Annotated in this window: 22 protein-coding genes and 1 other RNA gene; 6 read left to right on the top strand and 17 right to left on the bottom strand. The window is 45.7% G+C overall.

Annotated features, from left to right (window positions below):
• Positions 1–94: 94 nt before the first annotated feature.
• Entirely contained in the window at positions 95–580 is a 486-nt protein-coding gene (locus tag PO771_RS02145; protein ID WP_272561660.1) for a hypothetical protein, read from the bottom strand.
• A 173-nt stretch (positions 581–753) separates the two neighbouring features.
• On the opposite strand from PO771_RS02145, the gene tnpB reads away from it, so the two are divergent.
• Positions 754–1,887, top strand: a complete 1,134-nt coding sequence (gene tnpB / locus PO771_RS02140; RefSeq protein WP_272561659.1) for an IS200/IS605 family element RNA-guided endonuclease TnpB — start codon at positions 754–756, stop codon at positions 1,885–1,887.
• Between the two features lie 167 nt (positions 1,888–2,054).
• The gene (locus PO771_RS02135; RefSeq protein WP_272561658.1) at positions 2,055–3,032 is read left to right on the top strand and encodes an NAD(P)H-quinone oxidoreductase; all 978 of its coding nucleotides are present in this window, start codon (positions 2,055–2,057) and stop codon (positions 3,030–3,032) included.
• Between the two features lies 1 nt (position 3,033).
• Here the strand turns inward: PO771_RS02135 and PO771_RS19390 are convergent, their stop codons facing one another.
• A complete protein-coding gene (locus PO771_RS19390; RefSeq protein ID WP_336297947.1) occupies positions 3,034–3,264 on the bottom strand; it encodes a hydantoinase/oxoprolinase N-terminal domain-containing protein in 231 nt (76 codons plus the stop codon).
• 148 nt (positions 3,265–3,412) lie between these two features.
• Here PO771_RS19390 and PO771_RS02125 point away from each other — a divergent pair, with 148 nt between their 5' ends.
• On the top strand, positions 3,413–3,880 hold the full coding sequence (locus PO771_RS02125) for a PilZ domain-containing protein (RefSeq protein ID WP_272561657.1): 468 nt from the start codon (positions 3,413–3,415) through the stop codon (positions 3,878–3,880).
• A gap of 21 nt (positions 3,881–3,901) precedes the next feature.
• Here the strand turns inward: PO771_RS02125 and PO771_RS02120 are convergent, their stop codons facing one another.
• Both PO771_RS02120 and PO771_RS02115 read right to left on the bottom strand, forming a co-directional pair.
• Positions 3,902–5,338: an NAD-dependent malic enzyme gene (locus PO771_RS02120; RefSeq protein ID WP_422664973.1), complete on the bottom strand. Its 1,437-nt coding sequence runs from the start codon at positions 5,336–5,338 to the stop codon at positions 3,902–3,904.
• A 153-nt stretch (positions 5,339–5,491) separates the two neighbouring features.
• A complete protein-coding gene (locus PO771_RS02115; protein ID WP_272561656.1) occupies positions 5,492–5,686 on the bottom strand; it encodes a hypothetical protein in 195 nt (64 codons plus the stop codon).
• 300 nt (positions 5,687–5,986) lie between these two features.
• Here PO771_RS02115 and dapD point away from each other — a divergent pair, with 300 nt between their 5' ends.
• Both dapD and PO771_RS02105 read left to right on the top strand, forming a co-directional pair.
• Entirely contained in the window at positions 5,987–6,697 is a 711-nt protein-coding gene (dapD, locus tag PO771_RS02110) for a 2,3,4,5-tetrahydropyridine-2,6-dicarboxylate N-acetyltransferase (protein WP_272561655.1), read from the top strand.
• A gap of 15 nt (positions 6,698–6,712) precedes the next feature.
• Positions 6,713–7,849, top strand: a complete 1,137-nt coding sequence (locus PO771_RS02105) for an N-acetyldiaminopimelate deacetylase (RefSeq protein ID WP_272561654.1) — start codon at positions 6,713–6,715, stop codon at positions 7,847–7,849.
• Positions 7,850–7,894: 45 nt separating this feature from the next.
• On the opposite strand, the gene PO771_RS02100 is transcribed toward PO771_RS02105, so the two are convergent.
• From PO771_RS02100 to PO771_RS02090, 3 genes are all read right to left on the bottom strand, one after another.
• Positions 7,895–8,428: a C40 family peptidase gene (locus tag PO771_RS02100; protein WP_272561653.1), complete on the bottom strand. Its 534-nt coding sequence runs from the start codon at positions 8,426–8,428 to the stop codon at positions 7,895–7,897.
• Positions 8,429–8,631: 203 nt separating this feature from the next.
• Entirely contained in the window at positions 8,632–9,528 is an 897-nt protein-coding gene (locus PO771_RS02095) for an NAD(P)-dependent oxidoreductase (protein ID WP_272561652.1), read from the bottom strand.
• A 103-nt stretch (positions 9,529–9,631) separates the two neighbouring features.
• Entirely contained in the window at positions 9,632–10,516 is an 885-nt protein-coding gene (locus tag PO771_RS02090; RefSeq protein WP_272561651.1) for a YitT family protein, read from the bottom strand.
• A gap of 154 nt (positions 10,517–10,670) precedes the next feature.
• On the opposite strand from PO771_RS02090, the gene PO771_RS02085 reads away from it, so the two are divergent.
• Positions 10,671–11,045, top strand: a complete 375-nt coding sequence (locus PO771_RS02085; RefSeq protein WP_272561650.1) for a carboxymuconolactone decarboxylase family protein — start codon at positions 10,671–10,673, stop codon at positions 11,043–11,045.
• A gap of 76 nt (positions 11,046–11,121) precedes the next feature.
• Here the strand turns inward: PO771_RS02085 and PO771_RS02080 are convergent, their stop codons facing one another.
• The 10 genes from PO771_RS02080 to eno all read right to left on the bottom strand — a co-directional run bounded on the left by PO771_RS02080 (position 11,122) and on the right by eno (position 19,340).
• The gene (locus PO771_RS02080; protein ID WP_272561649.1) at positions 11,122–11,253 is read right to left on the bottom strand and encodes a hypothetical protein; all 132 of its coding nucleotides are present in this window, start codon (positions 11,251–11,253) and stop codon (positions 11,122–11,124) included.
• Positions 11,254–11,287: 34 nt separating this feature from the next.
• Positions 11,288–11,572, bottom strand: coding sequence for a hypothetical protein (locus PO771_RS02075; RefSeq protein ID WP_272561648.1), 285 nt, complete (start codon positions 11,570–11,572; stop codon positions 11,288–11,290).
• 122 nt (positions 11,573–11,694) lie between these two features.
• Positions 11,695–12,059, bottom strand: a transfer-messenger RNA (tmRNA) gene (gene ssrA, locus PO771_RS02070).
• Positions 12,060–12,191: 132 nt separating this feature from the next.
• A complete protein-coding gene (gene smpB, locus PO771_RS02065) occupies positions 12,192–12,656 on the bottom strand; it encodes an SsrA-binding protein SmpB (protein WP_272561647.1) in 465 nt (154 codons plus the stop codon).
• Positions 12,657–13,268: 612 nt separating this feature from the next.
• Complete coding sequence (gene rnr, locus PO771_RS02060) at positions 13,269–15,593, bottom strand: ribonuclease R (protein WP_272561646.1); 2,325 nt, start codon at positions 15,591–15,593, stop codon at positions 13,269–13,271.
• Positions 15,594–15,628: 35 nt separating this feature from the next.
• Complete coding sequence (locus PO771_RS02055) at positions 15,629–16,384, bottom strand: alpha/beta hydrolase (protein WP_272561645.1); 756 nt, start codon at positions 16,382–16,384, stop codon at positions 15,629–15,631.
• A 39-nt stretch (positions 16,385–16,423) separates the two neighbouring features.
• Positions 16,424–17,110, bottom strand: a complete 687-nt coding sequence (locus tag PO771_RS02050; protein WP_272561644.1) for an alpha/beta hydrolase — start codon at positions 17,108–17,110, stop codon at positions 16,424–16,426.
• Positions 17,111–17,189: 79 nt separating this feature from the next.
• On the bottom strand, positions 17,190–17,420 hold the full coding sequence (gene secG, locus PO771_RS02045) for a preprotein translocase subunit SecG (protein WP_272561643.1): 231 nt from the start codon (positions 17,418–17,420) through the stop codon (positions 17,190–17,192).
• Positions 17,421–17,500: 80 nt separating this feature from the next.
• A complete protein-coding gene (locus PO771_RS02040) occupies positions 17,501–17,935 on the bottom strand; it encodes a Fur family transcriptional regulator (RefSeq protein WP_272561642.1) in 435 nt (144 codons plus the stop codon).
• A gap of 118 nt (positions 17,936–18,053) precedes the next feature.
• Positions 18,054–19,340 (bottom strand): phosphopyruvate hydratase, encoded by a 1,287-nt coding sequence (gene eno / locus PO771_RS02035; protein ID WP_272561641.1) that lies wholly within the window; start codon positions 19,338–19,340, stop codon positions 18,054–18,056.
• Positions 19,341–19,359 lie beyond the last annotated feature (19 nt).

The raw sequence follows: 19,359 nt of genomic DNA, 5'->3' as shown, positions 1-19,359 counted from the left end.
AAGAGAGAAGCCGTAAAAGATTTGCGCTTGAGCGTTGACCTACCCAAGCGTGGGCATATCCATCCATCAAACCAATCTTTTGCTACTCACGCCCTCACTCATGGTCCAACTTTGCATCAATCCGCTTAAACAGCTCCCGAATCGCGTCATCATCAAACTTCCCTTGTACGCGGAACCCGTCCAGCATATCGCTTAATTCACGTGCCACCTGTTCCTCATCTTCCACGCCTTCAAGTGTAGACGGATCAAACCAGATGTATGCATCTACATGACTGCCGCGCAAATACGAGCGACCCCACTGCTTCGGATAATCATATTCCTGTTCTCCAAGCACAATCGACAGCACATCATCCGTATCAACGGGCAGAAGATAATCGTACACTTCCTCCACCCCACCCTCCATCAGGTTAAGATGATGCTGTGTATAACGCACATAATGTTCACCCGTGCATGTATCTTTCACCATACTGTATCGTTCACGCTCTTTGGAGTCTAATGCCTGTACTTCCTGCATCCGCGCTTCCATTTCTTCATGTGAGATGGCCGTCTGCTTGCTTAAAGATTGTTTGGATTGATTCATATACTCTCGTCCTTTCCTTTTATCATATTAGCCGAGGAGACTCCCACTTCTAAGCGGTAGCTAAAGTGGGGGATGAATCGGCTTCGGACGAGGGAAGGCAACGGCCTTCGCGCAAGTCCGACTGTTTTCTCTTTGAACAGTCAGGTACAATGGACGGAGGAGATGAAACTCAAATGCTCCAGCACAAAGGCTTCAAATTCCGTCTCTACCCGACTGAAAAACAGGCTACGCTCATCAACAAGTTCATTGGGTGTGTTCGGTATGTGTTCAATCACTTTCTGGCGAGACGAAAAGACGTGTATGAGACCGAGCAAAAGACACTGAGCTACAAGGCCTGTTCGATCCTTTTAACACAGCTAAAGAAAGAGTTGGTCTGGCTAAAAGAGCCGGATTCTACCGCCTTACAAAACGCATTACAAGACCTAGATGTGGCCTACCAAAAGTTTTTCAAGGAGAAAAAAGGGTACCCAACATTCAAAAGCAGAAAAAATCCCCGGCAGTCGTACAACACCACAAATAACAACGATGCGATTCGGATTGAAGGAACCCGTATCCGACTTCCGAAACTTGGCTTTGTCCGCTTCGCAAAAAGTTGTGAGGTAGAAGGACGCATCCTCTCTGCCACCGTTCGCCGGAATCCATCGGGTCACTACTTTGTATCCGTGCTATGCAAAGTAGAGATTCAACCGTTACCGAAACTGGATAAGCGAGTAGGAGTTGATCTTGGTAGTAAGAAGTTTGCAATTCTCTCCAATGGAAAAACGTTCGATAATCCGAAGTATCTCCATAAGTATGAAGGAAAGCTGGCACGACTGCAACGCATCATGAGCAAGCGTACAAAAGGTGGTTCCAACTGGAACAAAGCCAGAATCAAAGTCGCCCGTTTGCATGAGAAAATCGCCAACTGTCGCACTGATTTTCTGCAAAAGCTGTCTACTACGCTGATTCGTGAAAACCAAACGATCTGCTTGGAGGACTTGCAGGTGTCGAATATGCAGAAGAATCATAAGCTGGCCAAGAGCATTTCCGATGCTTCATGGGCAAAGTTTCGCCGGATGATGGAATACAAGGCGAAATGGTACGGGCGTACTCTTTGCTTTGTCGGAAAGACATTCCCATCGAGTCAGTTGTGTTCGGCTTGTGGATACCGGAACCGGGACGTGAAGAATCTAAACCTGCGTGAATGGGAGTGCCCGGAATGTCATGCGCATCATGATCGTGACGTGAATGCGGCCCTGAATATTTTGCAAGAAGGACGTAGACTGTTAGAGATAGAATCTAACCAACCGTGGGACACACGGGGGTAACCTGGGCGTACAGGATACGAATTCTGCTCAGTAGAGCGGACTATCCAGGAATCCCCCACTTCAAAAATCGTAAGATTTTAAGTGGTGGGAGTGTTCAACCTATATGTACGATACCATATATACAGACAGGCTTCTAATTTTTCATCTGTCACGTTAGGAGGATTATCATGAAAGCTATACTTGTAGAAAAAGAAACCCGGCATCTGTATATCGGAGAAACACCCGATCCAACAGTAGGCGATGACGAAATTCTAGTTCAAGTCAAAGCAACGGCCTTAAATCGAGCCGATCTCTTACAAAAACGCGGTCTGTATCCACCGCCAAAAGGTGCCTCAGAGATTATTGGTCTTGAGATGGCCGGTGTGATCGAGGCAGTTGGTCGTCATGTAGTTGGACATAAGCCAGGGGATCGCGTCTGCGCCTTACTGCCAGGTGGTGGATACGCTGAAAAAGCAGTGATTCCCGCAGGCATGGCAATTCCGATTCCGGATTCATTCAGCTTTGCAGAAGCAGCAGCCATCCCGGAAGTATTCCTGACTGCGTACCTGAATCTATTCTGGCTCGGTGGACTTCAATCTGGATACAACGTGCTCATTCACGCCGGAGCAAGCGGCGTAGGTACAGCAGCCATTCAACTTGTACGAGAAGCAGGCGCAACAGCAATCGTAACAGCCGGCAGTGAAGAGAAACTCGCTACCTGTCAGAAACTTGGCGCCTCGACTCTGATCAATTATAAAGAAAGTCCTTTCCTTGATGCCGTAAAAGAAGCAACCAATGGCAAAGGCGTCAATATCATTCTCGACTTCATCGGTGCGTCATATTGGGAGCAAAACATTAAGTCGCTTGCCGTAGATGGCAGACTTGTAATCATCGGCACGATGGGTGGAGCAAAAGCGGAGACAATCAATCTAGGTCTGCTTCTCAGCCGCCGCTTACAAGTCATCGGAACGGCACTTCGTTCCCAGCCCGTGGAGAAAAAAATCGCTCTCACTCAAGAGTTTTGTGAGTTTGCCCTGCCACGTTTTCAAGACGGACGTCTTGTCCCGGTTATTGATTCTACCTGGGACTGGACACAGGTCAATGAAGCTCACGCTCATATGGAACAAAATAAAAATACCGGAAAGATCGTGTTAACACTGCCATAATTCATAGAGTCCATAACAAAAGCACAGGGAACATGCCTCTGTGCTTTACTATTTGTGATATGACTACTCTTCCAGATACTTTGCTACCGCAGTCAATCGCTGCTGTTTCTCGCGCCGGATTATCCGGTGTCGAAGAAACCTTCGTTACCGCAATCTTTCCCGTTTCTTCATCAAACATAAATACATCTGTAAAAGTTCCGCCAACATCTACGGCTACGTTGTACTTCTCCATCCTAGATCATGGTATGAAATACCTACATAATCATATTTTTAGTCATAATATTCCCGCTAATTGTTTTCTTTTTTGTAAATCATGTATATGATATGTAGTGGAAATAGTTCATAATTCATAAAAAGGGAGAAATTGGTGATTTTATATTATGAATGAGCGAAGAAAAGAAGAGCGAAGGATTTTACAATTGCCACTTTGTTCGGATGTAACAATCAGTTCTATACACCAACAGGAAGTTTTCTGCGGAAGTCTAGAAACCTGTATTAAAGATATTTCCATCCACGGTCTGCGCTGCATCTCTCCCCTTCGATTTCCGATTAATGACAACTTTGTTTTACGGTTTCAAACCCGAATTATGGATACTGTCATCAATCTTGATGGCAGCATTGCCTGGCGAAAAGATAATTCTCATACTCCTGGTATATACGAATATGGCATTCAACTACACCATGATGAATTTTCAAGCGCCATGTTTACCAAACTCTTTAATGATATGGGCAGTTGGCTTAAAAGCAGCTCATTCGTTCCGGGCTGCCGTTTTTGCGTTAAAGAAACTTGTCCGCTCTATCCGAGCCAATACAAAATAGAGCACCAATCAAAAAGCGCCTCGTCGTAATGACGAAGCGCCTTTTCTTTATTACACAGTTTCTTTTTTACGTTTATCACGCGGAGTTTTGCGAGCTGCACCAGAAGCAATGGCAGCGTCGACTACTGCATCCCGAACACGTTTTACCACTTTATCATTAAATACGCTCGGGATGATATACTGCTCATTCAACTCCGCGTCTGTAATGATCGAAGCAATCGCGTGTGCAGCCGCTACTTTCATCTCTTCTGTAATATCGGTTGCCCGACAGTCAAACGCGCCACGGAATACACCAGGGAAGCAGAGAACATTGTTAATCTGGTTCGGATAATCGGAACGACCTGTGGCCAGAACGCGTACTAATCCTGCCGCTTCTTCCGGATCAATTTCCGGCTGCGGGTTCGCCATCGCGAATACGATTGGATCTTTCGCCATTGTTTTCACCATTTCGCGCTTCAGGATACCACCACGTGACACCCCAATGAACACATCAGCATCCACAAGTGCGTCAGCCAGCTGCCCCTGAACATCATACGGATTAGTCATGTTGGACACTTCTTCCCAGACCGGATTTTCGTAAGTGACGGAACGGGACAGAATGCCATCACGGTCAACACCGATCACATTTTTCGCACCAGCGCTCAAAATGATCTTCGTACAAGCCACTCCTGCCGCTCCCATACCGGTTACGACAATTTTACAATCCTCAATTTTCTTGCCAACAATCTTAAGTGCATTTAGAAGTCCTGCCAGAATTACAACCGCTGTTCCATGCTGGTCATCATGGAAAACCGGGATATCAAGACGTTCACGAAGAGCTTGCTCAATTTCAAAGCAGCGCGGAGCTGCAATATCTTCTAAATTAATCCCCCCGAATGCTGGAGCCATTCGAACAATCGTTTCAATGATTTCATCTGTATCTTTTGTATCGAGGCAGATCGGGAATCCATCTACATCGGCAAACTGTTTAAACAGCATCGCTTTTCCTTCCATAACTGGCATAGCTGCGTACGGTCCAATATCACCAAGCCCAAGTACTGCTGTTCCATCGCTAACAATCGCTACCGTATTGCGCTTAATTGTCAGTTTATACGCCTTGTACGGGTCCTTTGCAATCGCTTCACATATCGTAGCTACACCCGGAGTATATACACGGGATAAGTCTTCCCGGTTTTGGATCGGGCGCTTCGGCCTCATTTCGATTTTTCCTCCAATATGACTGAGGAAAGTGCGGTCCGATACGGTTACAATTTTCACGCCTGACAGGCTCTCTAGGTTTTGTACAACTTCTTCAATCTGTGCCCGGGTTTTCGTATTAATGGTAAAGTCTTTGACAGTCTCCTCATTTGATGATTGGACAACGTCCATTGCCACAATATCACCCTGCGCCTTACTAACAGCAGTAGCAATATCAATAAAGCTTACTTGCTTGACATCCACCTCGAGACGCACAATGACGCTTGTACCCATAGATGTAAACGGCTTCATTAAAAATTCCTCCCTATTGTCGTTAGTCTTTCTTATCTCTTTACTTATCTTTGTATCTATAGTTGTCTATTTCACCTTCAAAATAAGGGAAAAGAAAAGACCGAATGTCCTTATCATCCGGTCTTTCCTAACTATTCATGCTTTCCATTATTGCTAAATAGGATTTCCGGTATCTTCTTCTACTTCCTGCATCATCGTATGAAGGCTGTTTATAAGCGAGTTGATACGATCAAGATGTTGCTGCATCTGTTCCGGTGTCTGGACCTCTGCTTTTAAGCTTTGTGCACAGTTGCTCAATTGGTCAGCTAATCGATGTGCTAGTGTAATATCAAATTGCGAGGATTTCATTTCCTTCCCTCCCTTATACGTTCCATATTACCTAGTATGAAATAAAAATAAAAAAGCATACACCATGTGCGAAAGGAAATACTAACAACATTTCTTCCTACAAAAGGATATTATAGCATCATAGCGTGTGACATCATCCATGATCTGATTACAACAGGTTCCCATTCAGATGCTAAGCTTTTTGCCTTTACCCGTTTCTCTGGTTGACCGGGAATGTTATAATGCTAATAATCGCAATGAGGATTATACATCCTCATTGTATTTTTATAAGCTACGAGTGACGAAGGGAGACACTAAATCATGCAAGAAATGAATGCACAACAAATTATCGAATTTATTCAAAAAAGCGAAAAGAAAACACCGGTGAAAGTATATGTAAAAGGTGATCTGGCAGGCATCGATTTCGGTGCTAGTACAAAAAGCTTCATCACAGGTAATACAGGCGTTCTTTTCGGCGACTGGAAAGAAGTTCAACCTGTACTCGAAACAAACAAAGATCGCATCGAAGATTATGTCGTAGAAAACGATCGTCGTAACTCTGCGATTCCACTTCTCGACATGAAAAACATCCATGCTCGCATTGAGCCAGGTGCAATCATCCGTGATCAAGTTGAAATCGGTAACAACGCGGTTATCATGATGGGTGCTTCCATCAACATCGGCGCGGTAATTGGCGAGGGCACTATGATTGACATGAACGTTGTTGTCGGTGGTCGCGGTACAATCGGCAAGAACTGCCACATCGGTGCTGGTACGGTTATCGCAGGCGTTATCGAACCGCCATCAGCGCAGCCAGTTGTTGTAGAAGATGATGTTGTCATCGGTGCAAATGCCGTTGTACTCGAAGGCTGCCGTGTAGGAAAAGGTGCGGTTGTTGCAGCTGGTGCGGTTGTAATCGAAGACGTGCCACCATACACAGTTGTAGCTGGCACACCAGCTCGTGTGATTAAACAGATCGATGAAAAAACAAAATCCAAAACGGAAATCAAACAGGAACTGCGCCAACTGTAATAGGGGCCGCATCCGATGACTACCGTAAACGCACAATCATTCGTATCCATCCGCCGCGACCTGCATCGCATTCCCGAGCCAGGATTTGCGGAGTTTAAGACACAAAAGTATCTGCTTGATTATTTAGCAACCCTACCACAGGAGCGTATGGAGCATAAAACATGGCGCACTGGCATTCTTGTGCTAGTTAAAGGGACAAACCCTACCAAACGCATCGGCTACCGAGCTGATATGGACGGGCTGCCGATTACCGAAGATACCTCGTATGATTTTAAATCGGAACATCCTGGCTACATGCATGCATGCGGTCATGATATGCACATGGCCATCGGACTCGGTGTGCTCACGCATTTTGTCCATCATCCTGTCCGTGATGATCTTGTGTTTATTTTTCAACCGGCGGAAGAAGGTCCAGGCGGTGCACAACCGATGCTGGAAAGCGAAGAATTCGCTGCCTGGCGTCCAGATTGCATCTTCGCCCTGCATATCGCACCGGAACATCCGGTTGGCTCCGTTGCACTTAAGCCCGGCATTCTGTTCGCTAATACGTCCGAGCTATTCATCGACTTGCACGGCAAAGGTGGACATGCGGCGTTCCCGCATACAGCTAATGACATGGTCGTTGCAGCAGCCCATCTGGCAACGCAACTGCAAAGTATCGTCGCACGCAATATCGATCCACTTGATTCAGCCGTCGTTACAGTTGGTAAGATCGAAGGCGGCACGAAGCAGAACATCATTGCTGAGCATGCACGCTTAGAAGGCACTATCCGTACGCTGTCGATGGAATCGATGCACAAAGTAAAATCCCGTATCGAAGCACTTGTTCATGGCATTGAAGCCGGATTCGAGTGCCAGGGAGCGATTGATTACGGCGCGAATTACTGTCAGGTATATAACAACGAAGACATTACCCGTGATTTTATGAACTGGGTACGTGAAAGTGGTACAGCCGAGCTGATCGAATGTCCGACTGCGATGACAGGTGAAGACTTCGGCTACTTTCTCGAGCAAATTCCAGGCTTCCTGTTCTGGCTTGGTGTGAGTACACCATACGGCCTGCATCACGCCCGAATTGAACCGAGTGAGGACGCAATTGAAGTGGCAATTCGCGTGCTAAGTGGATACTTAACAAAAACAGCTTCTGCATAATATACAAAAAGGACACCGAGCATTTCGGCGTCCTTTTTGCTTTCTTTACTGGATGATACGGCGAGCAGTCAGGTAGTTTTTCGTATGCCAGCTGCTGCTTAACTTGCTGATCGTTACATTAGATGATGAATTGGCCATGTGCAGCACCTTACCATCACCAATATATATCCCGACATGTGTTACATCCTGGCGTGGTTTATTGGCATTGTAAAAAATCAAATCGCCCGCTTTTAACTGGTTCTTCGGAACATATTTGCCATAGGAAACTTGCTTATCATCGTCCCGTGTCTTTAAATCAATACCATTCTTCTTAAAAATATAATACGTGAATCCTGAACAATCCATCGTATACGACGCATTATATGTATGGCTATACCGAGCCTGTCCAATTAGACTTTTTCCTGTTTGAATTATGTTATTAATAACCTTTTGCTCATTAGCAATATTTACAGCTGACCCTTTTTGTGCAGTCACCGAAACACTTGCAGCAGATACCTTGGATGCAGTAGATACCGTACCTGCAAACACACTGACCGCCATCATTCCTGTAAGCGCAATCGCTGCCCATCTTTTCTTCATGTTGAACCGTCTCCTCCCTTTATGTGTAAGGAGTGGGAGTTTCCCCTGTTCCCACCTAGCTGTAGAATTTTCTGCTTATTTATCTACGTCCCTTACTTTACCGGAAAAGTTTAGTTCAAACATTAGGAGATGTATGGACATAATTCCTTTACTTACAAAAAAACAGCCTACCATTTGGCAAGCTGTTTCCATATACCTATTCATTATTCTGCATGCTTTTGGGTATCAAGTAGCTTATAAAGAGCGTGTGTGCCGCTATTTTCTTCGCCTTTAGCCGCAAGTTCCTCATACAGCTTCTTCGTCAATTCAAGCCCCGGTGTCCATAGGCCCATTTCTTTCGCAGATTCAAGCGCAATGCCCATATCCTTGATGAAATGCTTCACATAAAAGCCTGGATCAAAGTTGCCATCGATCATGCGTGGCGCAAGATTGCTGAGAGAGAAGCTACCTGCCGCTCCTGTTTCAATGCTTTTGAGCACAGTTCGCTGATCAAGCCCCGCATTCTTCGCATAAATCATCGCTTCACATACCCCGATCATGCCGGATGCAATCGCGATCTGGTTGCACATTTTAGTATGCTGTCCCGATCCTGCCTTGCCTTGATACACGATGTTCGTCCCCATCTTCTCAAAAATCGGAACCATCGCATCAAAGTCCTCTTTATTCCCGCCAACCATAATCGACAGACGAGCATTCTGTGCCCCGACATCACCACCGGATACTGGCGCATCCAATACATGAATGCCTTTTTCCTGAGCGGCTTCATAAATTCGACGCGCTAGAATCGGGCTTGATGTTGTCATATCAATCGCATATGTACCAGGCTTCGCATGCGCGAAAATCCCGCCTTCGCCAAGATATACTTCTTCGACGTCTTTCGGGTATCCAATCATTGTAATCACGACGTCTGCTTCAGCTGCCAATTCTGCTACGGTATCTTTCCAGATAGCACCCTTCTCCAGCAGATCCGCTGCTTTTTCCTTCGTACGTGTATAAACAAGTACCGGATAGCCACCTGCCATAAGGTGTCCTGCCATGCTTTTTCCCATGACGCCTGTACCGATAAAACCGATTGTTTGTTTGTTAGATGTTTGTCCCAATTTATCCACCTCCGCTACTATGAATTAGTATAGAGGAAATTTTTAGACTTATCTACCTTTCCGCTCTTGATTATGACGAGCTCCTTTCATCCTCTACTCTTTCCTAATGAATACTTTTCTTCTTAAAGTTTCCACCTTTTACATTACTAATCGCCCCAACCGCGAGAAACGCCCCAGGGTCAATATCTTCAATAATTGTCTTCAGCTTCGCTTCCTCCAGGCGGCTAATGACACAAAACACAACCTTCTTTCGCTCCCCCGTATATGCCCCTTCTCCGCTTAAATACGTCACACCACGTCCAAGGCGTCTAAGAAGGGCATCCCCAATCTCTTCGTCTTTGTCACTAATAATCCAGACTGAGCGTGATTCATCTAGACCAAGAATGGTTACATCAATCATTTTGAATGCGATAAAATAGGCGATCAATGAATACATCGCCCGATCCCAGCCAAATACAAAGCCTGCACTGCCAAGAATAAAAATATTAAAGAACATTACGGTTTCCCCAACTGAGAAAGGAAGCTTCTTGTTGAAGAGAATCGCTACAATCTCCGTTCCATCCAGCGACCCCCCGTAGCGAATCACCAGCCCAACGCCAATCCCCAGAATAATGCCTCCAAATACAGCTGCTAATAACGGATCTTCTGTCACGCTTGAAACCGGATGCAAAAGTGAGGTCCCAATTGACATCACGCTAACCCCAAGCAATGTAGAAATCGCAAATGTCTTGCCAATCTGCTTATATCCAATAATGAGAAAAGGAAGATTCAATAAGAAGAGAAACAGTCCAAGCGTAAGCCCGGTAAGATGGGAAAGAATAATTGAGATGCCGACGATTCCCCCATCAATAATGTTGTTAGGAACAAGAAAGATTTCCAATCCAATCGAAACAAGGGCTGCTCCAAGAAAAATAAACAACGTTCGGCGAATAATTTTAGCCTTCGTAAGCTTCTTATGCTTTTTCGCTTCTGTTTTTATGTATTCCATCAGACTCCCTCCTGCTCCTAGCTTTACCTAAAACCTTGATTTGCATTTATGTACTTTTCGAGCGCTATACAGGAATTCTAATGCAGGGAGACTTTAATATAGATAAATTTTGTAATATAATAAAAAAATGGAAAATTAAAAAGGAGTGGATAAAATGCCAACACCTCAAAATATAACCCAGTTTGAAGCTATTTTTGGCGAAACAGGAAATAATGTATTAGAAAGAATTCGCCCGCTCAGCCCAAGGCTCGTAGATCATGTGTACGAATACATTGCCGGTGAATTGTATGCAGACCATGCACTAGATATACGCACAAGAGAGCTTTGTGTTGTCGCCTCCCTTGCCTCTCAGGGCGGTCTTCAGGAACAACTGCGCGTACACATTGAAGCAGCGTTGCGCAGCGGGGCAACGAAAGAAGATATCGTCGCTGTATGTGAAACGGTAGGCAGCTATGCAGGAGTTCCTCGCGCATTGAACGCTTTATTCGTTGCTAGTGAAGTGTTTGAAGCATGGGATAACAATGGCTAATCGACTTCGATAAGCATAAATGCCCCCCGCACGCAAAAAAGCCCTTCAGGATTTCTCCTAAAGGACTTCTGGCTCACTAATAATGATTCGTATATTGAGAAACATCTGCGAAAAGTCGAACTATCGATTGAAGACCTCCAAATGTTTGAAAAGCAAACAAAGGTAATCCAACAAAATACAAAAGCACTTCCCCAATTAGCTTTAACATAACGATCTCCTCCTGTGAAAATTATTTTATAAGGTTACACAGGAAAAGAGATAAGCGGTTCCTCATCACCGCTTCTTATAGAAATCCAGCGTGTATACAATACGTTGTGCATTGGCTGAACGGGATATTTCTCGATTACGTTTGGATTAATATTAGTTTTAATAAGCTTCGGCGTTTTATTGAATTTTGTATTAGTTTTAGATATTTTGCAGCTGTTACTACCATATCTGAATAAAAGAACAGCAACAATACAAGCCGAGACAAAAGCTAGCAGTGTATTGATATCATCCGCTGAAAATAACAGGAACCACTCTTCCACTGCTACCCCTCCCGTGTTAGCTTTTGTTCAATTCTCCGAAAATAGAGGAATAAAAAGATCAGCCATACCATTAGCTGATCTACTTTATTTTATATTCGCTTCATTCTCTCCATCTATACTTATGATGGAGGCGGTGGGAATCGAACCCACGTCCGAAGACTCCGATGACATAAGCTTCTCCGAGCGCAGTTGCCTGTGGTTGATTCGCCTATCGGGCTGCCAGGCAACCCACTACCTAATAGGCTAGTCTGATTGATCTCTTCCCTCGGCTCCAGACGGAAGCGTTAGGCGTAGTCCACTAAAGGGTGAGTCCTATTCCCGCCACATGGACGATGGAGAGATAGGACCGCTACTGCTTATTAGGCAGCTAAAGCGAAGTTGTTTTGTTCTTTAGCGTTTATATTTACGCTTGCGTTGTTAACGGAATCGCAACCCACCGGCTCGCTACTCATGCTCGAACCATCCCCGTCGAATCCAGAACGCCCCCGCAATGGGAAGCTCCCGGGAAATGTGAGAGCATAATGCCTGACGTATCAGGCTGTATTCGTAGTATATCATACGTTGCTATACCATGCAATGAACACTGTTCTGCTTAATAATGGACCAGTTGCCAGCTTGATCAGCGATTGCGTTCCCGCAATGCCCGCTCCATTTCTCGCTTTGCATCTTTTTGTTTAAGCGACTCACGCTTGTCATAGTTTTTCTTACCCTTGGCTATGCCGATCTCGATCTTGCAGAAGCCACCCTTCAGATACAGACGCAGTGGCACGAGTGTTAACCCGTGAATCTTCGTCTGCCCAATCAGGCGATGAATCTCTGCGCGATGCAGCAACAGCTTACGCTCCCGCAGTGGATCATGGTTGTAGCGATTGCCCTGCTCATATTCACTAATATGCATGTTCAGCACGAACGCTTCCCCATCACGAATCCGGGCGTAGCTGTCCTTTAGATTCACCCGTCCCCGGCGGATGGACTTGATCTCCGTTCCTGTTAGGACGATACCTGCTTCCATCGTTTCTTCAATAAAATAATCATGACGCGCCTTTTTATTCTGCGCAACCACTTTAATTCCTTCCTTACCCATAGGCCGTCTCCTTCTTCCTTTGCTCTATCTCTACATAGTACCACAAAATGTCGTTTGCAAAAAAGGCGTAGGACGACACCTACTGATAAAAATGAACATGATGGGTTTTGGATTTTCCCAACGTGTAGTGGAGGAGTCGGGATCGGGCGGGGCCACGTCACTTCGGTACGCTTACAGAGAAGTGAGGACTGTCCGCTCCAGGTGCCAAGCGAACTCGCCCACAAAAAATGTCCGGGATGTATTTGCATCGAAGCATTGTGGGCAAAGGCCCGTTCACCTACCACCTTACGCTAGGGAGTCGCGCACAGGCGTTCCACTGCCCCACCCGATCCCGACTCCTAGCACACTTTGGATAAACACCATCAAGCAATATCAAGAAGCTGAGCTTTGCTATGCAGGTAAAAAATAAAGGGAGCAGGATTCCAAAAAGCCAGTGGCTACCCGAGCAAATTCATTCTGGCGATGAGAGTCTTTTTGTAAACCGAAACGTTGTCGATTCTGCAAAAAGACTGTCTTGCTCACCATGTTCTGGCTTTTGAGACAGTCTCATCTTTAGATCGCTCTTATTTTTCACAAAAAGGGAGCGCAGTAAAAGCGCTCCCCAAGCCATGCTTATTTTTTCTTCTTTTTCTTAGCCGGCTTCGATTTACCGTTTTTCTTGCTTTTCTTCTTATCAAGCGCTTCTTTCCAGAACGGGTTGTCCTTTCCCTGTGCCGGTTTTCCCTTGCCCCGATGTTTCCGTTCAGATGTTGTCGCCTGGATAACTTTTGCTTTACGTGCTCCACCATCTCGTGAGGCATGCTTGCTTTTTGGCAAACCAACGACTTCAAAATCAATCGTATGCTCATCTACATTCACATTCACCACACGCACCTTCACTTCATCCCCAATACGGAAAATGCGTCCGGTACGCTGGCCAACGAGCGCATATTGCTTCTCGTGGAAGTCGTAATAATCGTCTGTCAGGTTGCTAATGTGAACCATACCTTCGATTGTGTTCGGCAGCTCAATAAACATCCCGAAAGCAGCCACACTGCTAATAATGCCATCGAACTCTTCATTCATATGACGCAGCATGAATTCTGATTTTTTCAGATCATCTGTTTCGCGCTCAGCATCTACCGCATTCCGCTCCCGCTCAGATGACTGCTTGGCCACGTCCGGCATTTTTAATGTCCACTCTTCAATACGCTCTGACGTGAATCCACCCGGCTTGAGCGATTCGCGAATCATCCGATGTACGATTAAGTCTGGATAACGACGAATTGGCGACGTAAAGTGCGTATAGAATTCCGCTGCCAGCCCGAAGTGTCCCTGGTTTTCTGCATCGTACTTCGCCTGCTTCATGGAGCGCAGCATAACCTTCGAGATTACCGTCTCTTCCGGTGTATCTTTTGCCTGCTCAAGCAGCGTCTGCAATGTGCGTGGGTGAATATCGGTCGAACTTCCACGAACAAAATAACCGAAGTTCGTCACGAACTCTAGGAACGTTTGCAGACGGTCGCTATCCGGGTCTTCGTGAATTCGATAAATGAACGGCACGCGCATCGTGTTGAAATGCTCCGCTACGGTTTCATTTGCCTTCAGCATGAACTCTTCAATCAATCGCTCCGCAATCGTTCGCTCGCGCATCCGTACTTCTGTCGGATTCCCTTCTCGGTCTACCAGAATTTTCGCTTCACCAAAGTCAAAATCAATCGCTCCGCGCTCCATCCGGTACTGACGCAGCGTAAGTGCCAGCTCTTTCATTGCACGGAAATGATCGACTAATTCGCCATAGCGTGCAATAAGCTCCTGATCATCTTCTTCCAAAATTTTGTATACATCCGAATATGTCATCCGCTCATTTGTCCGAATGACACTTTCATAAATGTCGTGATTGACTACGTTGCCCTCTGAATCAATCTCCATGTCGCATGATAAGGTGAGTCGATCCACCTGTGGATTCAAGCTGCAAATCCCGTTTGACAGGCGATGAGGGATCATCGGGATTACACGGTCTACCAGATACACGCTTGTCCCTCGCTTGAACGCCTCTGTATCAAGTGCGGAGCCTTCTTTGACGTAATAGCTTACGTCTGCGATATGTACACCAAGACGGTAATGACCGTTCGGAAGTGTTTCAATCGATACCGCATCGTCAAGGTCTTTGGCATCCGCTCCATCAATCGTCACCATCACACGATCGCGCAAGTCACGACGTCCACGAATTTCGTCTTCGCTAATCGTCTCCGGTACCTCTTCTGCTTCTTTCATGACATCATCCGGAAAACTTTCCGGTAAGTCATATTTGCGGATAATTGACAGAATATCAACGCCTGGATCGTTTTTATGGCCGAGAATTTCTACTACCTTACCTTCTGGATTGCCCCGACCTGTCTCCGGGTAGCGTACGATTTCGACGACAACTTTATGACCATCGACTGCACCCAGCGACTCTCCCTTCGGAATGAAAATATCTTTTGCAATACGCTTATCATCCGTTATGACAAATCCGTAATGCTTCTCATCCTGGTATGTACCAACGATCATCGCATTACCGCGATTCACCACGCGGACAATTTCTCCTTCAAGACGTGGGCCACGTGCATTCGGATTCAAACGGACCAATACGGTATCTCCATTTAGTGCCCCGTGCATATCATCCGAGCTTACATACACATCCTGCTGTCCTTTTTCTTCCGGAATGACGAATCCAAATCCTTTAGCGTGACCTTGCAGGCGTCCACGAATCAAATTCATTTTTTCCGGCACGCCATAGCGGTTCGCCCTTGTCCGAATAATCTGTCCTGTATCCTCAAGATGATTCAATATCTTTACGAAGTCCTTAAATGAGCTGGCCGAATCAACACCAAATGCTTCTTCGAGCTCTCTTACAGTCATCGGACGATATATTTGCTCTCGCATAAAGGTTAAAATATCTGTTTCTGTTGGCATGCGAGTCCTCCTCATTTTCGTAATAATCTGCAGCTTTATGCTTCTTTTCCCCAAATCCGGTCCAAAAACGCCGCTGCATCCGAAAACACATGCTCTCGCTCTTTATCCAGCGTGATAATATGACCGGATTTTGCGTAGCGCTGTATTTCTTTATAGTTTGAACGAATCTGCTCATAAATATAATCCGCACTTGCAGGTTCAATCGTTTCATCCTGCTCGGACTGCATCACAAGCGTCGGTATTGTTATGTAAGAAAGTTCTTTTTTAACTGTGCCAATCAAATCCCACAAGCTGGCGATACAAACAAGTGGGTCACGGTCATACGGAATAATTCCTGATTCAATATGATCAGGCTTCCTACCCCGACGCGGAATGTATGGTTTGACATACCTAGCATACCTGGCCCAACGAATCCTCTTATCCCGTACTTCAATCGGAGCATTCATCGCAATCGCAGCTACGACTGGATACTGATGAGCGACGCGCAGTGCGAAGAGTCCCCCCATCGACAAACCTACTGCGGCAATCGAGCTGCACCCTGCCTGCTTCAGATTCTCATATCCTTCCTGCACACTTTGCCACCAGTCCGTCCATCGTGTCTTCGCCATATCTTCTGGAGACGTCCCATGTCCGGCGAGAAGCGGCGCATGAACGGTATAGCCTAGACGCTGGAAATAACGGCCCATCGGCTGTAGTTCAGCAGTACTTCCGGTAAATCCATGAATGAGCAATATCCCTTTTTCTCCACCTTCATACGTGAAGGCTTCCGGAGATCGCCGTTTGCTTTTCAATCTGCATCCTCCTTCTTGCTGCGCAAATATTCCCTCTCCTCATTTTCCCAGAAAATGATCGATCAAGTCAAAAAGCTGCGCCTGCTCACAATCATGACAAATCATATGTTTGGATTGTGGAAGAATATGCATATATTTCTCCTTTGAACGAATCTGGTTGTAAATATAGGAAGCACTGCGAGGCTCCACCAGATCGTCCTGCCCACCTTGAATAATCAGAGTCGGCACAGTAATGTGCGGCAATTCTTGTCGAAGCACTTTCACAAGATGACGGAAATGGATAACAGCACGCGGCGGAGTAGTTACTGCTTTTCTCAAGTAGCGACGATACGCGTCTCGCGCATCTATTTCTGAGGTGAAATGTTTCTTGATGATCGATGCTGCATCGCGGAATAGTTGACGTGGATTCATATAAAATAAGCTGGCATTCAAAAGCACAAGCCGGTCAATGTTATAACGGGTGGCCAAATGAGCCGCAATCATGCCCCCCATTGAAAAACCAATGACATACACTTTTCGACAGGTTATTACCATATCCTGCAGCACCTCTTCGGCAGAGCGTACCCAATCATTCCAGGTCACATCACGAAGGCTGCGTGAATCTCCACCATGTCCGGCTAATACCGGTGTTTCGATGCGCCAGCCGCGGCCAGATAGGTGACTCGCAAGCGGCTCTATTTCATAAGGACTCCCCGTAAATCCATGGATCAACAAACATCCAATCATATAGAAGGCTCCTTTCGCGAGCGTTTGTAGCTAAACAAAAACAGCAAGTCATCACACTTGCTGTTTTCCGCTTTCGTACCTATTTAACGATGTAAGCAACAGTAATCGATAATACAATAAACAGTGCGGCCAGTACGACTGTGATTTTATTTAAAACGGCATCAATACCACGTGCCTTTGCTTTGCCCATGATCTGTTCCGCACCCCCGCTAATCGAACCAAGTCCTGCACTTTTACTGGACTGAAGCAGTACAACGCCGATCAACGCAATACAAATAATCACAAGTACAATTTTTAATGCTACTGCCATTCTTCTGTCCTCCCCACTACGGAGTGCTACACAAGCTTATGCTATGCCATCATTTACTGTATCACAAAAAATCCTGCTCTTCAAGGCTTGTCCTCTTCCTTAGCTAAGCACGTCGGACAGACACCTTCTAACATAACTCTGGTCTCCCGTATGTCATACTGCTCTTTAATATCTGCAGCAATCTGAATCGATACGTTGTCATCTAAGATGTCGATCAGTTTATCGCAACGAAGACAATGGAAGTGATGATGCACTTCTTCTGTAATCTCGAAACGTGAACGCTCATCTTGATAATGTTCATGAACAACGCCCAGCTCTTTCAGTGATTTGAGTGTATTATATACGGTCGTAAATGACAGCGTCGGAAAATCATCCTGCATAAACTGGTAAATCTCTTCGGCTGTTGGATGGTCAAGCCGCAGTAGAACATTAATGATTGCCAGACGCTGCACAGTCACTCGACCGCCCCGCTCCTTAATCCGGGCAATGACGATGTCAATGATGTTTTGTCTCATCGCGCAAGCCTCCTTTACCTTTCTCCTAATTATAATATACTTTCTGTTAAAAATCATTCCAAACAAAAAAGAGCCCAGCCTATACAGCCGGGCTCTTCCCTAAAAACTAGCGTCTGATTTACTTCTTAATATTGTAGAACGCGCTAAAACCTGCATATTTGCTAATCGCATCAAGCTCGTCCTCAATGCGGAGAAGTTGATTGTATTTCGCTACGCGGTCTGTACGGGATGGAGCACCTGTTTTGATCTGGCCTGCGTTTGTTGCAACGGCAATGTCGGCAATAATGGAATCTTCTGTTTCACCAGAACGGTGAGAGATAACAGCTGTATAGCCAGCACGCTTCGCCATTTCGATCGCATCGAATGTTTCAGTCAATGTACCGATCTGGTTTACTTTGACAAGAATCGAGTTCGCTGTACCTTTCTCGATACCTTGAGCCAGACGAACTGTATTCGTTACGAACAGGTCATCCCCTACGAGCTGTACGCGATCGCCAATGCGGTCAGTGAGCTTTTTCCAACCGTCCCAATCGTCTTCAGCCAGACCGTCTTCAATGGAGATAATCGGATATTTATTTACGAGCATTTCAAGGTAGTCAACCATTTCGTCAGACGTTTTGCTTACGCCTTCGCCTACCAGCTCATATTTGCCATCTTTGTAGAACTCTGTAGAAGCTACATCAAGTGCAAGCTTCACATCTTCGCCCGGCTTGTAGCCTGCTTTTTCAATGGCAGCCATAATGGTTTGCAGTGCTTCTTCACTAGAAGACAAGTTCGGAGCAAAGCCGCCTTCATCACCTACTGCTGTATTCAGTCCTTTTTCTTTCAGAACGGATTTAAGGCTATGGAAAATCTCAGCACCCATGCGCAGAGCATGTGCAAACGTTTCTGCACCAACTGGCATTACCATGAATTCCTGAATATCAACATTGTTATCCGCATGTGCCCCACCATTTAAGATGTTCATCATCGGAACCGGAAGTGTTTTCGCATTGAATCCACCAAGGTATACATACAGCGGAATTTCAAGCTCATTTGCTGCTGCACGTGCTGCTGCCATTGATACACCAAGGATCGCATTAGCACCAAGTTTTCCTTTGTTTTCTGTGCCGTCAATCTCGATCAATGCAGTATCGATACCGATTTGATCAAGTACGTTCATGCCAATCAGTTCTGGAGCAATGATGTTATTTACGTTTTCAACAGCTTTCAAAACGCCTTTACCGAGGTAACGACCCGTTTCGCCATCACGAAGCTCAACGGCTTCGTGTGCCCCTGTGGAAGCACCAGATGGAACCATTGCACGGCCCATTGCGCCTGTTTCAAGATGTACTTCTACTTCTACTGTCGGATTACCACGGGAATCCAGTACTTCGCGTGCGTATACGTCAGAGATAATCGTCATTGTTGTGTCAGCTCCTTAT

Origin of the sequence: Aneurinibacillus uraniidurans, from assembly GCF_028471905.1 — a bacterium.
Taxonomy (GTDB): Bacteria; Bacillota; Bacilli; order Aneurinibacillales; family Aneurinibacillaceae; genus Aneurinibacillus; species Aneurinibacillus uraniidurans.
Note: the sequence above shows the minus strand (reverse complement) of the source record. Positions and strands in the feature narration are given on the sequence as shown.